At 45.0% G+C, this 12887-nt stretch carries 13 protein-coding genes; 9 read left to right on the top strand and 4 right to left on the bottom strand.

The window, feature by feature from the left end; genetic code table 11:
• Positions 1 to 19 precede the first annotated feature (19 nt).
• The 4 genes from CFI03_RS22590 to CFI03_RS22575 are packed head-to-tail and all read left to right on the top strand — an operon-like array spanning position 20 to position 3740.
• Positions 20 to 742, top strand: coding sequence for an SDR family NAD(P)-dependent oxidoreductase (locus CFI03_RS22590; RefSeq protein ID WP_248759925.1), 723 nt, complete (start codon positions 20 to 22; stop codon positions 740 to 742).
• Positions 730 to 1830 carry a threonine aldolase family protein gene (locus CFI03_RS22585; RefSeq protein WP_248760113.1) on the top strand — a complete coding sequence of 367 codons (1101 nt, stop codon included), beginning with the start codon at positions 730 to 732 and terminating at the stop codon, positions 1828 to 1830. Before CFI03_RS22590 ends, CFI03_RS22585 begins: the two co-directional genes overlap by 13 nt.
• A gap of 44 nt (positions 1831 to 1874) precedes the next feature.
• The gene (locus CFI03_RS22580; RefSeq protein WP_248759923.1) at positions 1875 to 2831 is read left to right on the top strand and encodes an ATP-binding protein; all 957 of its coding nucleotides are present in this window, start codon (positions 1875 to 1877) and stop codon (positions 2829 to 2831) included.
• Positions 2832 to 2855: 24 nt separating this feature from the next.
• Positions 2856 to 3740: a tetratricopeptide repeat protein gene (locus CFI03_RS22575; RefSeq protein ID WP_248759921.1), complete on the top strand. Its 885-nt coding sequence runs from the start codon at positions 2856 to 2858 to the stop codon at positions 3738 to 3740.
• 61 nt (positions 3741 to 3801) lie between these two features.
• Here CFI03_RS22575 and CFI03_RS22570 read toward each other — a convergent pair whose 3' ends face one another.
• Positions 3802 to 4692: a LysR family transcriptional regulator gene (locus CFI03_RS22570; RefSeq protein WP_248759919.1), complete on the bottom strand. Its 891-nt coding sequence runs from the start codon at positions 4690 to 4692 to the stop codon at positions 3802 to 3804.
• A gap of 142 nt (positions 4693 to 4834) precedes the next feature.
• Between CFI03_RS22570 and CFI03_RS22565 the strand changes: the two genes are divergently transcribed.
• The 4 genes from CFI03_RS22565 (at position 4835) to CFI03_RS22550 (ending at position 8843) form a co-directional block, all read left to right on the top strand.
• Positions 4835 to 6238 carry an MFS transporter gene (locus CFI03_RS22565; RefSeq protein ID WP_248759917.1) on the top strand — a complete coding sequence of 468 codons (1404 nt, stop codon included), beginning with the start codon at positions 4835 to 4837 and terminating at the stop codon, positions 6236 to 6238.
• 135 nt (positions 6239 to 6373) lie between these two features.
• Positions 6374 to 7129, top strand: coding sequence for a MerR family transcriptional regulator (locus CFI03_RS22560; protein ID WP_248759915.1), 756 nt, complete (start codon positions 6374 to 6376; stop codon positions 7127 to 7129).
• A 161-nt stretch (positions 7130 to 7290) separates the two neighbouring features.
• On the top strand, positions 7291 to 7770 hold the full coding sequence (locus CFI03_RS22555; protein ID WP_248759913.1) for a MarR family winged helix-turn-helix transcriptional regulator: 480 nt from the start codon (positions 7291 to 7293) through the stop codon (positions 7768 to 7770).
• Between the two features lie 2 nt (positions 7771 to 7772).
• On the top strand, positions 7773 to 8843 hold the full coding sequence (locus CFI03_RS22550) for an LLM class flavin-dependent oxidoreductase (RefSeq protein WP_248759911.1): 1071 nt from the start codon (positions 7773 to 7775) through the stop codon (positions 8841 to 8843).
• A 1035-nt stretch (positions 8844 to 9878) separates the two neighbouring features.
• On the opposite strand, the gene CFI03_RS22545 is transcribed toward CFI03_RS22550, so the two are convergent.
• The 3 genes from CFI03_RS22545 to CFI03_RS22535 all read right to left on the bottom strand — a co-directional run bounded on the left by CFI03_RS22545 (position 9879) and on the right by CFI03_RS22535 (position 11400).
• Complete coding sequence (locus tag CFI03_RS22545) at positions 9879 to 10115, bottom strand: hypothetical protein (RefSeq protein ID WP_248759909.1); 237 nt, start codon at positions 10113 to 10115, stop codon at positions 9879 to 9881.
• A gap of 117 nt (positions 10116 to 10232) precedes the next feature.
• Complete coding sequence (locus tag CFI03_RS22540; protein ID WP_248759906.1) at positions 10233 to 10667, bottom strand: hypothetical protein; 435 nt, start codon at positions 10665 to 10667, stop codon at positions 10233 to 10235.
• Positions 10636 to 11400: a copper amine oxidase N-terminal domain-containing protein gene (locus tag CFI03_RS22535; protein ID WP_248759904.1), complete on the bottom strand. Its 765-nt coding sequence runs from the start codon at positions 11398 to 11400 to the stop codon at positions 10636 to 10638. Before CFI03_RS22535 ends, CFI03_RS22540 begins: the two co-directional genes overlap by 32 nt.
• 696 nt (positions 11401 to 12096) lie before the next feature.
• On the opposite strand from CFI03_RS22535, the gene CFI03_RS22530 reads away from it, so the two are divergent.
• The gene (locus CFI03_RS22530; protein WP_248759902.1) at positions 12097 to 12429 is read left to right on the top strand and encodes a hypothetical protein; all 333 of its coding nucleotides are present in this window, start codon (positions 12097 to 12099) and stop codon (positions 12427 to 12429) included.
• Positions 12430 to 12887: the final 458 nt, after the last annotated feature.

Raw genomic sequence — 12887 nt, 5'->3', positions numbered from 1 at the left:
GAGAGGAGACGGGATACGGATGATCAGAACTTTGCTAGTGACAGGCGCGGATCGCGGGGTTGGCTTGGCGCTTGCCGCCAAATGGCTGGAGGACGGCAACCGCGTATTCGCGGGACAGTACGCGGACAGCCCCGGACTGCAAGAGCTGCAGCAGCAATACGGCGAGCAGCTGACGGTGTTCCCGCTGGATGTGGCAAGCGATGCAAGCGTGAAGCAGGCTTATGAATGGGTACGGTCCCGGACCGATAAGCTTGATGTCCTTATAAATAACGCAGCGATATTGGGAGATATTAGAAATACCATTCTCGGGGAGCTTCATTACGAAGAAATGCTGAGCGTTTTTAATGTGAATGCCTTGGGCAGCCTGCGCATGAGCCACACGTTCACGCCGCTTCTGCTGCAAAGCGATTCCAAGCTGATTGCAAATATCTCCTCGGAAGCAGGAAGCATTACCGACTGCTGGCGTGATGCCTGGTATGCGTACTGCATGTCCAAATCGGCGGTAAACATGCAGTCGAAGCTTATACATAACGGCCTGAAGCCGCAGGGAGGACGCGTGCTGGTCATTCATCCGGGCTGGGTGAAGACGCATATGCAGGGCAAGCTGGATGATGCGGCTGAACTGACTCCCCAGCAGTCTGCGGCAGGGATTACGAACGTTATCCAGTCGGCATTATCCAGGGATGCAGCTGAAATGGAATGCGAATACGTAGATTATGAAGGTAGGAAATTAAATTGGTAAAGACACTTCTAGAAGCTTTTAACACAGCTAAATACCCGGTAGTCGGACACGGAAAGCGAAATGTTCAGGTTCTTAAGGATACGTTTGATCACTTGGACGGCGCAATAGATAGCGATATTTACGGTACGGGAACCGTTATCGAAGACTTTCAGACGAAAATAGCGGCTTATCTGGGAAAACCTTCGGCGGTCTTTTTCCCGAGCGGAACGATGGCTCAACAAATCGCGCTGCGTCTATGGTGCGAGGAAAAGGGCAGCCGCAAGGTTGCGTACCATCCGTTATGCCATCTGGAGATTCATGAGCAGGACGGGCTCAAGGAGCTTCACCATATCGAGCCTGTTCTGCTGGCGGATAAAGACCGGTTAATCACGCTTGACGATGTGAAGAGCATGGAGGATGGCATTGCTTGTCTGCTGCTCGAACTGCCCCAGCGTGAAATCGGAGGACAGCTGCCTGCCTTCGAGGAGCTTGAGGCGATTGCGGACTACTGCCGCGCGAAAGGCATCAAGCTTCATCTTGACGGAGCTAGACTGTATGAGATTTTGCCTTATTACGGGAAGACGGCAGCGGAAGTATGCAGCTTGTTTGATAGCGTTTATGTATCCTTTTACAAAGGCATCGGCGGAATTGCCGGAGCCATTCTTGCCGGCGGGGAAGAGTTCACCAAGCAATCGAAGATCTGGAAACGGCGCCATGGCGGTGATCTGATCAGCCTTTATCCCTATATTCTGAATGCGGATCAAGCGTTTGACGAACGGCTTCCGAAGATGGAACAGTATTACCGTTCTGCCGTCGAATTGGCCGGCTTGTACAATAGCGGCATTGAAGGCGTAACGACCCGCCCTTTGGTGCCGGTGTCGAATATGTTCCATGTTCACGCGGCTTTTCCGAAAGAAACCTTTGAGACTATCTTGATCGCCGTATATGAAGAGACCGGGATCGGCCTGACGGGTAATGTCCGCGACGCGGGGGAAGGTGCTTCTTACTATGAAGTAAGCTTGGGAGACCGTTATCCTGCGATTCCGAAAGACCGGTTAAAGCAGGCATTCGAGCTTCTTCACGAGAAAGTAAAACAAACGGCGAAATGAATATGATACTATTTTCTATATAGCGGTGAAGGAGGAATCCCAGAATGTCGGATTATGATGAACTTTCGGAGAGGCGAAGAAATAAGCTGAAGCTGATGCAGTTCGATAAGGATGAGCATTCCTTGGTCGAATCGGATAAGCCCAAAGAAACCTTCGAGGATGTTGGCGGCCTGGAAGAAGTGAAGAAGAAGATCCGCATGAACTTTATTTTGCCATTGCAGCAGCCGGAAATCTTCAAGGCTTATGGCAAAGAGGCCGGCGGCAGCCTTCTCTTGTTCGGACCTCCGGGATGCGGCAAGACGTTCCTTGCCCGGGCTGTTGCCGGCGAGATTGACGCGAACTTCATTCATATCGAGCTGCAGGCGATCCTGTCGATGTATGTCGGTCAAAGCGAGCATAACCTGCACGATGTATTCCAGAAAGCCCGGGAAAATAAACCTTGCGTCATCTTCATCGATGAGCTGGACGCAATGGGCGGCAGCCGTCATCAGATGAGGCAGCATCATGAGCGCATGCTCGTCAATCAGCTTCTGACGGAGCTGGACGGGCTGCAATCCTGCAACGACCAAGTATTCGTCATTGGGGCAACCAATACGCCTTGGTATCTGGATTCCGCCTTGCGCCGCCCTGGACGGTTCAATCATCTTGTGTTTGTACCACCGCCGGAGGAGGAAGAACGTTCTACCATTTTGCGGCTGAAGCTTGCAGGCAAGCCCGCGAGCTCGCTGAATCTGGGCAAGCTTGCCGCAGAGACGAAGCTGTTCTCGGGCGCGGATCTGGAGCAGGTTGTTAATGATGCCGTAACCTCGGCAATGGAGAGAACGTTCGAAACCGGAGAGATTCAGCCGATTACCCAGGATGATCTCCGGAAAGCGCTGAAAGAGCGGAAAGCGACAACGATCGAATGGTTTGCGACAGCCAGAAACTACGCCACCTTCAGCGACGTGAACGGAGATTACAAGATTGTGCTGGATTACGCAAAGAAGCATGGGATAAAATAGACGATTCGGGAGGAGGATTACGTATTGGAAGAAGAGACATTACCCCCATCCTCTCATACAGGCTACACGAACGTTTACCAGCTGATGTCCTGGAAGAAGTATAAGGAAGCTTTGATTGAAACGGAGAAGCTTCTTAGGGATGATCCTCATAGTCCGGATCCCTACGCTTTATACGCGCAAATTTGCGTATTAATGGGGGATTACGAGAAAGCCCAACATTGGGTGGATGAGGCGTTAAAACGCGATCCTGAGCACCATCTGGGCTGGTATGTGCGCGTTTCGTTGTTTTACGAGACCGGCAACGAGGCAGCCTTTCATGAAGCGGTCAGGGAAGCGCTGCGAATTGACCCTTACGAGGCGCATTATTATTATTTGCAGGCTAATCAGTTGAACAAGAAGGGCAAATTCAACGAAGCGAAGGAACAAATCGAGATCGCCTTAGAGCTGGAACCCGAGAATCCTCAGTATTTGTCCATTCTCAGCTACACGGAAGCTCTGCTTGGAAATGATGCCGTATCCAGGGAGACGGAACGCGAAGCGCTAAGGTACGGTGCAGAGGAACCGATTGTGTTGATGTATCTAGCTTGGTCGGCTGCAAGAAGAGGGGATTATAAGCTGCACGAGACTTACATGCGAAGCGCGGTACGGTTAAATCCGGACGAGAAGCAGTATCAAGACGAATACCTGGAGTCGCTTCAGAATCAATATATACTCTACCGGATCTGTTTGTGGCCTAATAAATTATTCCGTAAAATGAAGCCTTGGCAAATTTTTGTCATGTGGGCGGTATGTTGGTTATTGTTCAAGCCCCTGGTCTTTGCCTTTATTATTCTTCATCTCATTGCCCATTGGTCGACCAAAGCCATCGTTCATGTAAAGATTTTTGGCTGGCGCAGGCGGCGGACATAAAACATATATCGGAACACAAGCGAAACCGGATCGATTCTCTTACGGAGAACGATCCGGTTTTTTATTGTCCGATTAGATCATGCTGCTTGTAGGACTCCAGGAATTCCAGGTACCGCCTTGAAGCGCGGGACAAGTAACGCTTCTCGTTCCAGGCAATGGAGAATTCGCGTTCACAGACCGGCGATTGAATGCTCAGCAGCTTAACATGGGGATCTTCATTCGTATTTCTCGGTACAAAGGCAATGCCAAGTCCCGCTTGAACAAGACTCCATAACGCGGAAGGCTCATCCACCTCGCAAATGATATTTCTGGATATACCCGCGGCTTCGCAATAAGCTTCGTTAATTTGACGGAATGGATGCCCCGCATGATATTCGATATAGGCCTCATTTGCCGTCTCAATCAAGGTAATTGTGTCTCTGCCCGCAAGTGGGTGGGTGATCGGTACGGCAAGGCATACTTCCGCCTTCCATACGATTTGCTCCTTAATCCAGGATTGATTCAGCGGTGCGGCAATGAAGCAGAGGTCTACATCGCCGCGCTCCAACAGTCCGACCATATCGCTCGACGAGGCCGGAGGGATCTGGGTCACGCGGAAAATAATTTCCGGATTCTCCTTGCGGAATTCGCTTATGGTGGAAGAGAGGCGGTTAAGCGTAGGGGTAGCGAGCCGTATTGTTCCTTGTTCCGTGCCCAGCATATCCGTCAATTCCCTTCGTCCTTCGTCAAGCGCTCCAAGCGCGATCTCAACCTGCTGCAGAAAAGCTTTGCCGAAACGATTCAAGCGGATTTGCCGGTTATTCCGGTCGAACAGGGCGACGCCAACGTCTTCTTCTAGACGCGAGATGGTCTTGCTAAGCGCAGGCTGAGCAATACGAAGCACTTCGGCTGCTTTTGTCATATGCTCGTATTTCGCGACCGTACGAAAATAATGAAGCTGAAGCAGTTCCAATAAGTAAACCTCCACATTCTTTCTTTGTTACCTTCGTTTCCATATACCTGAGTATATAATAACATACAATAATATATATTATCATTTATCTTTTGTGAGGGGTATATTGGTAAATATAAAGAGATGCAGGAGGGAAATCACAATGCCAGCAGAACAACCTGACGTCACGCAACCCGCCATAGGAGTCGTGCTCATTAAGCTTCTAGCGTTCACCTTGATTATATCTTCCATGAGCGCAACGATGTTCAATATTGTTCTTCCCGAGATCCGGACCGACTTTGAATTATCCATGGCTCAAGTCAGTTGGGTATCAACGGCCTATTTACTGATCTATGCAGTGGGTTCCGTTATTTACGGCAAGCTGCTTGATCGTTATCAGGCCAAAAATCTGATCACCTTTGGGCTTCTCGTATTTGCTTCAGGCTCTTTGCTAGGGCTGCTCGCGGGATCTTATCCTTTCGTGCTGATGGCCAGAATTTTGCAAGCGGTGGGCGCATCCGTTATTCCGGCTTTAGCCATGTTAATTCCAGTCCGCTATTTCCCGCCGGAAAGAAGGGGGCATGCCCTGGGGATTTCGGCTACCGGATTAGCGCTTGGCAACGCGATTGGACCTATTGTCTCATCACTTTTGGTATCATTTGTCCATTGGAGATGGCTGTTCGCGATTCCTTTGCTTATTCTCGTCACTTTGCCGTTCTACCGTAAGCATTTGAGCTCGGATATAAAAGAAGGCAGACCTATTGATTGGCTTGGAGGAGGACTTCTTACGGGGACGGTAGCCCTGTTGCTACTTGCGATAACTCAAGGGAACATGTGGCTGGGAGCAGGCAGTGCATTGCTGCTTATCGGTTTCTTGTGGCGCATACGTACAGCGGCTGATCCCTTTATCTCACGGGCGCTTATGAGGGATCGCATTTATTTAATGGGATTAATGATTGCCGCTATCGTGATGAGCGTCAGTTACGCGCTGCCGTTTCTAACGCCTCAATTGTTGGCGGATATCAATCGGTTGGAGCCAGGTTTAATTGGCTTTGTCATGGTTCCCGGAGCTTGCTTGTCGGCTTATTTAGGCCGAAAAGTAGGGAAGTTGGCGGATATCAAAGGCAATTCCTTCGTGTATCACACGGCGTCGTTATTATTATTCAGTTGTTTTCTACTGTTATCGTTATTTGCAGGGAGTCCGGCCGTTCTGATTGGATTGATTTTCACCCTTGGCAATGTGGGTCAGATGTTCATGCAAATCGTACTTTCCAATACCATTTCGCGCAGCATTCCCCGGGATCAGATTGGGGTTGGAATGGGGTTATTAACATTGTGCAATTTCCTTTCCGGCGCGGTCTCTACCGGGATTTACGGCAAAGTGATGGACCACGGCGCCCGGTCGAGCTGGATCCCTTGGCATTCAAACGAAGCTACCTTTGTATTCGGCAATCTTTATCTGGTACTTGCTCTCATTCATGTTGGTTTGCTTCTTCTGTATCGCAGCGTATATGTCAGCAAGAAAAAGACGAATACCAATGGGCATATGTTGAGTAATCAGAGATAAAGAATAACGAATCGATTCTAACGGAATCGGTTCGTTTTTTATATTAAAAAAAGCATTGACTCTCCTCTTAGGGGAGACTATAAACTTCAATATGTGAACGGCCGTTCCAAAAGAAAGGGAATTAGGAGGTTGTGCATGTTGTTATCCGTGAAAGAGGTCTCCGAGATGGCGGATGTGACCATCAAAACCCTGCATCATTATCATAAAATCGGTCTGCTTATGCCAAGCGAAATCAGCGAAGCCGGTTATCGGTTCTACGGTGAAAAGGAGTTGCAGCGCCTGCAGGAAATTTTATTTTATCGCGAGCTGGAATTTTCATTGGAACAGATCAAAGAAATCATGAACACGAATCCCGATCGCAGAACCATTCTCGAGAAGCAGGAAGCTTTGCTAATCAGCAAAAGCCAAAGACTTCATACCCTGATTGATACGATTAAATTATCTATAACGTCGATGAAAGAAGGAATACCCTTGGAGAATAAACGATTATTTGCCGGCTTTAGCAATGAGCAGCAATGGAATGAGGCCCTTGAAGAGCAGAGTAAACACCTGGAGGAAACTTACGGCATAGAGCCATTAACGGTTCAGGAGGCGGATGTTCAGAAAATGAACGAGCAAGCTGCTGAAGCGATGACTTTTATGAGCAACATGGCTGACTCGTTGAGAACTGGAGTGAAGCATAACGATGTGAAAGTAACTGATCTTATTAAATTGCATATCGATTTCCTGAATGGGCACGGGCATAAACTCTCGGCCTTGGACTTTGCTGCACAAACGAAGTTTTTTCTCCAGGATGATTTCCATTTAAGCATGCTGGAGACTCAACAAACCGGGCTATCCTATTATTTGGCGGCTGCAGCGGAAGCCTGTCAAGCGCAAAGCAAAGGATAAAAGAGAACCGGGCCAATTCTCCAACGGGAATTGGTCCGGTTTTTTGTCGGTTGCCGGAGGTTGGCTTGTGTGTTGACTAGATTGACAAATTAATATCCTAATATTAGAATAACTATTGTTAGGGTATTAATTAGGGTCAAACCTTGATAGGAGGATGAAGCTTGACTGAACGCGATGCGGAAGGAATTGAACTAGATTTAAAGCTAATTCGCGTATTGAGGAACATGGTGAACGTGTTGTATACGAGCCTAGAGCGTGATATTGACAGCTACGGCATTAGTGCGGAGAACTTTCGAATTTTAGAGCTACTTTATAATAGAGGACCGCAGACGATTCAAAGGATTAGCGAAACGTTCTCCATTCCAGGCGGGAGTATCACCTATGTGGTGGACAAGCTTGAAAAAAAGGGTTTGGTGGAACGAACTCCTATTCCGGGGGACCGTAGAAAAACGAATGTCTCCTTAACGGCTGCTGGACGAAGCAGCTTTGATCACATTTTTCCAAAGCATGCTCAATTTATCTCGGATCAGTTGTCTTTCGCAACGGACGAGGAAAAGCTTGAGCTCATCCACGTAATGAAGAAGATTGGTTACGGTATCAAAAATCGCGTAGCTGAAGATAATCACAAGCAGGAGGACTAAACATGGAAATAGGTATAGATACATTCGTCGAGACAACTCCGGATGTCGTAACCGGCGAAACGATTAGTCATGGAGAGCGTTTGCGTCAGGTTGTAGAAGAAATTGTACTGGCTGATAAAGTCGGACTTGATATATTTGGCGTTGGCGAGCATCATCGCAAAGAGTTTGCGGATTCCGCTACAGCCGTTATTCTGGCTGCAGCCGCGCCAATGACGAAAAAAATTCGGCTGACCAGCTCGGTGACGGTGCTGTCTGCCGCGGATCCGGTACGTTTGTTCCAGCAATTCGCCACGCTTGACGGCATTTCGAATGGACGGGCTGAGATTATCGCTGGCCGAGGCTCCATGGTCGATGCATTTCCATTGTTTGGATATGATTTAAAAGACTATGATAAGCTGTTTGAAGAAAAGCTGGAACTCTTATTAAAGCTTCGCGAGTCGGAAAAAGTAACCTGGAAAGGCGGATTCCGTCCGGCTTTTGATAACTTGGGCGTGTATCCCCGTCCTGTTCAAAACCAATTGCCCGTGTGGCTTGGCAGTGGAGGCAATCCGGATTCGGTTATCCGCGCAGGTCAGCTTGGTTTGCCTTTAGTATTAGCCATTATCGGCGGCAGCCCTCTAAACTTTGCTCCGCTTGTACCGCTGTACAAGAAAGCAGCTGCCCGCGCCGGGCATGATGTGTCGAAGCTAAAGATAGCCGTGCATTCCCTTGGATATGTTGCGGAGAGCAACTCGCTTGCGGTTGATAAGTATTTTCCGCCTACCCAGGCCTCATTTAACTACTTCGGCAGAGAGCGCGGCTGGGGACAATATACACGCTCGCAATTCGATGCGTCACGCACTTTGGATGGTGCACTATTCGTTGGTGATCCCGAAACCGTGGCCAACAAGATTATCTTTATGCGCAAGCATTTAGGCTTCACGCGATTCTTCCTTCATCTGCCGGTTGGCACCATGCCGCATAAAGATGTAATGAACGCAATTGAGTTGCTGGGTACCGAAGTAGCACCAAGAGTTCGTGAAGAAGTCGCGAAATGGGAAGCTAATGAAGGTAAGTTGATAGAGAATAGCTAATAAAAAAGAAAAAAATATGTAAACGCTTTCATAAGTAGTGAAAACCAGGCTAACCAGGAATAATGATTAGCTTGGTTTTTTTGTGCGTAAATGACAAATCCAAATGATGATTACAAATGACATGATAATCATCCAGTTGATTAAATCAACAATAAAAAATCCAAACTGATAAAAGATTAGATTATTGAATCTAAGGAATTAAATCTAAGGAATTAAATCTAAGGAATTAAATCTAAGGAATTAAAACTAAGAATTAAAACTAAAGATCAAATCTAAAGACCAAATCTAAAGATCAAATCTAAAGACCAAATCTAAAGATCAAATCTAAGGATCAAATCTAAAGATCCAATCTAAGGATCAAATCTAAAGATCCAATTCAAAAGAACAAAATCAAATGTAGAGCCAAAAAGAAACAAAATAATGCAAACTGAGTAAATAATCATAAAAACCCTGGGTGGCCAGGTTTTCTTAACGTCTTTTTCACAAAACCCGTATTTTATACATATGTCTGTAAGTAATAAAAAACCCTTATTTCATGTCATAGCACGTAGTGCTTTTTTCGAAGACTGTGGTTCTCTATCCCTTCACTGAGAAGGGTCTTCTTTATCTCTCATAAAAATCATAAAACCGATATAAATTATTGCAAGTAAGAAAGAAACTATTCTTAGTATATCATGTGCCGTTCCATTAATTTCTATCTGTTCTGATAAAATAAACGTGCCGAAAATAATGACCAGATTCTCAGTATTGTGTTTTCGGAACCTTTGTTTTACCATTCTGTATGCTAACAATATAATTATAAAAATGTAGATAATTATCCCTAAAACAATAATTTACTCCACCCCTAAGATTTCTGCTTCTGAAATTGCACAACCTTTTCTTTCTTCTAGAGAACTATTTGAACTTCGTTTCGACTATGAATTCCCCATTACTAGGGCATATGCACTTTATTTAACGAAGGAGCGTGAAAACGAAAGTGTAAGATTAGCTTTAGAAATACTCGGCATTCATTAGTTCAAATGTTTCTTCTATAGTTCAGAAAATGGAACGAACAAATTCTATTAAGAGTGCAATCAATAGAAGAAAACCGGATAAAATTATAGTTGCTTGAACAGGATTATCTGGTAATAATATTTTGCTTATCACCCTTCTGATTCGATATTCCCCTCCCTCTTGTTTCGTTTTTAAATACTCTTTATATAAACCAAAAAGTTTATAATACCCCACTATAGTCATGCCAATTGCAAAAATCCATATTAATATTTCGACCATAATAGCTTCTCCACCTTTAATTCGTAAGAGGAGATGTTTTCTCCCCTTACGGTTCAATAATTAATTTCTTTAAATGGTAAGGTACGTGATAACCATTATGTCCATCCATATTGTCTTTTATTTCATTAGATGAGAGGTCAAGTAACGCTCTATCGTAGGAATATCTTGTGTCTCTAAAACAATTCCATCCTTGTCTACAATTAATATCGTTGGAAAATTTGCCAGCCCTAATGCGATAGCACGCTTCGTATGATTTTCTACACCAACGTCCCAAAATTGTACGCGGAACCCTTTTTGTAAATCTGTTGAAGAATTCTGGAATCGGGTAAGTTCCTTGCCAATTAAGGTGTAATTCTCTTGGCCCGCAAAAACGTGTACAGTATAGATCCAATTCTCATCTGGAAGTAATCGTTGAGTGGCTTTATCTTTGTTAACCGTAACGGCACATCCGGCGAATAATAAATTAGGAGAATGACTGCTGTGATTGGGATTTTTTTGATCATATAAACATTCAGTCTTCTTATGGATATAGGGTTGTAAATTCAATATCATCGACCAACCATTTTCCATCAATGAATTTAACTATTATTCTGCGTTCAATAGCAAAAGCGGTTCTATCTGCATTAAAACTACTCTGCGTAATACTTCCAAATGATCCGTAAGTATTTGCGTAGAACTTCTCAGTGAACGGGGTTTTATAAACTAAGCCTTTTTGTTGAACGAGTTTATTAATAAAGGAGTCTGTAACATAGGCTTTAAAATGAGTTCTAACTTGTGTAATTTTTGAAAGGTCAGCAGCCTCGTTTGCCTTTTGAACGAAGGTCTCTATGGTTTGTTGCGGAATCTGCGAGCTATTACTTTTACTATCCGTTTGGGTTAGCACTCGAATCTGCATATCGTTAACTGAGATAACTGCGACGGCAACATCAGTTTCCCACTTGATTGTTCCTCCCAGTACTTGAGTTACATAGCGGATCGGAACGTAAGTTGTATTATTAAGCAACTGAGCAGGAACATCAATTTCCATATCTACTCCATTAAGGAGTACATGTTTGGAGTCTATTGTTAATACGATCGCAGTACTTTCTTGAGTGATTGTTACAGTCTTTGACTTCTCATTCCAAATGACTTTGGCTTTGAGTACAGCGGACAATTCGCGGATGGGTACAAGTGTCCTCCCCTGAACAAGCTTTCCATTAATGATTGAAGTATTGCTCGCATAGCCGGGGCTTGACCATATAGCAGACAGCATAATTATTAGTGCCATTAAAGTGACTTTTTTCATCGTTTTCCTCCAAATGTGTTCTTTGTTTGTCTAATCAATAACTGCTGCAGCATATGGCAATAATACCTTTGTGTTCTTATGTTGTATAACTCAAATTTTATATCGTATGATTTCTAATCTGCATGATTGAGGTGCATTTTGGATATATCGCAACTGGAGGCGTTTCTTTAGTTTTGTCATACCCTTAACTTTACTAAATCATCTGAGCATCTGCTTATTTCGCATTCGGCAATCACAGCAAGAAACAAGACTCTTGAAGCTTCCATAGATGTATGTTTTTTCTGCCCTATTCAGAGAGTTTCGGTTATATTAGAAAAATATAGCCTTGCTAATCAGCCATACAAAATCCTCGCTAGCTTGCGACAACACCTCCTGATCACAAAGCATACCCTTTCATTTTAGATTGAAATCGCTTTCCCAAATTAACAAATAATTTTGGTTTTTTGGTAAAATATCCGGGGACGTTAGGAAAAATGTAATTAAGCTCATTTGGCTGTACGACATTTTCGCAAGCGGCATGCTGGACGGTTTGACTATGGCACTTGGCCCGTCCGCTGCTGCCGTTTCGCCATTCAAGCACCTACATATTGTACTATGGAGGTGAGTAAAATCCTGTCGTACAAATTACGAAAACCGAAAAAGTGCTTTAAAAAGCGCGAAAGTGCCGCACGCGGAAAGAGAAGCTGCCGTAAGAGGATGAGTCAAGAACAATTCAAGCTTCTATCGAATATTTTACTAGGCATTCAAGAGACATTGCCTGCATCGCTTCAAAGTGACGATAAGAAGCAGAGCCGCCCTCTTATTCTGCAATTGAAAAGATTGGAACACTTTTTGACTATCAACCGTTTATGCCATCAATTCGTATTGCTGAATCTGCTGCGCAAGACAATTCAATTGCTGGAAAATTTTAATTTCGTTAAAATCGATAAGATCAACCTGCTCTTACAGGTCTACAACCAGCTGTTCATTACCTTGTCACTTAACCTAAATGTAGTCCAGACAGAGATTATCAACAACATCAAGGATTAACCGGGCCCACAGGTCCTTTAGCTACGCAATCTAATGCATTTATCGTCAACCTCACAACTACCGGGCTTATTTCCCAAGGTACGGGTATTCCACTAGATACTAATTATCTGTTGTCTACGGGAATTACGCATACACCGGGTTCTTCCGTCATTAATCTGGAAAGCGGTACTTATTGGGTCGAGTACACGACGAAATCTTCAGCACCTACAGCTGTCTTTGTATCAACGAGAGCGCTTCTTAACAGTACGGTGATCCCCGGCACTACTGTCGTAAGCCCCTCGACGACTTCCGGAAACTTTCAAACTTTAAGCTCGGGCTTTCTTGTGGTTGCACCCAACCCTACCAATACCCTTGAGATTGCCGCAGATTCGTTGGGAGGGAATATTTATAATTCCCAGTTTTCTAACATCCCGAACGTCTCTGTAAGAATTGTCAAAGTTGCCTAAACAAAGAAGCTC

It is taken from the genome of Paenibacillus sp. ATY16 (assembly GCF_003399985.2).
GTDB lineage: Bacteria > Bacillota > Bacilli > Paenibacillales > Paenibacillaceae > Pristimantibacillus > Pristimantibacillus glycanilyticus.
The sequence above is the reverse complement of the archived record's forward strand: the minus strand, read 5'-3'. Positions and strand labels throughout refer to the sequence as shown.

Excerpts from the sequence above, each read along its gene's own strand:
- CFI03_RS22580 (WP_248759923.1), top strand. The coding sequence starts at position 1,875 with ATGTCGGATTATGATGAACTTTCGGAGAGGCGAAGAAATAAGCTGAAG.
- CFI03_RS22550 (WP_248759911.1), top strand. The coding sequence starts at position 7,773 with ATGGAAATAGGTATAGATACATTCGTCGAGACAACTCCGGATGTCGTA.
- CFI03_RS22540 (WP_248759906.1), bottom strand. The coding sequence starts at position 10,667 with ATGATATTGAATTTACAACCCTATATCCATAAGAAGACTGAATGTTTA.
- CFI03_RS22590 (WP_248759925.1), top strand. The coding sequence starts at position 20 with ATGATCAGAACTTTGCTAGTGACAGGCGCGGATCGCGGGGTTGGCTTG.
- CFI03_RS22535 (WP_248759904.1), bottom strand. The coding sequence starts at position 11,400 with ATGAAAAAAGTCACTTTAATGGCACTAATAATTATGCTGTCTGCTATA.
- CFI03_RS22565 (WP_248759917.1), top strand. The coding sequence starts at position 4,835 with ATGCCAGCAGAACAACCTGACGTCACGCAACCCGCCATAGGAGTCGTG.
- CFI03_RS22530 (WP_248759902.1), top strand. The coding sequence starts at position 12,097 with ATGAGTCAAGAACAATTCAAGCTTCTATCGAATATTTTACTAGGCATT.
- CFI03_RS22545 (WP_248759909.1), bottom strand. The coding sequence starts at position 10,115 with ATGGTCGAAATATTAATATGGATTTTTGCAATTGGCATGACTATAGTG.
- CFI03_RS22560 (WP_248759915.1), top strand. The coding sequence starts at position 6,374 with ATGTTGTTATCCGTGAAAGAGGTCTCCGAGATGGCGGATGTGACCATC.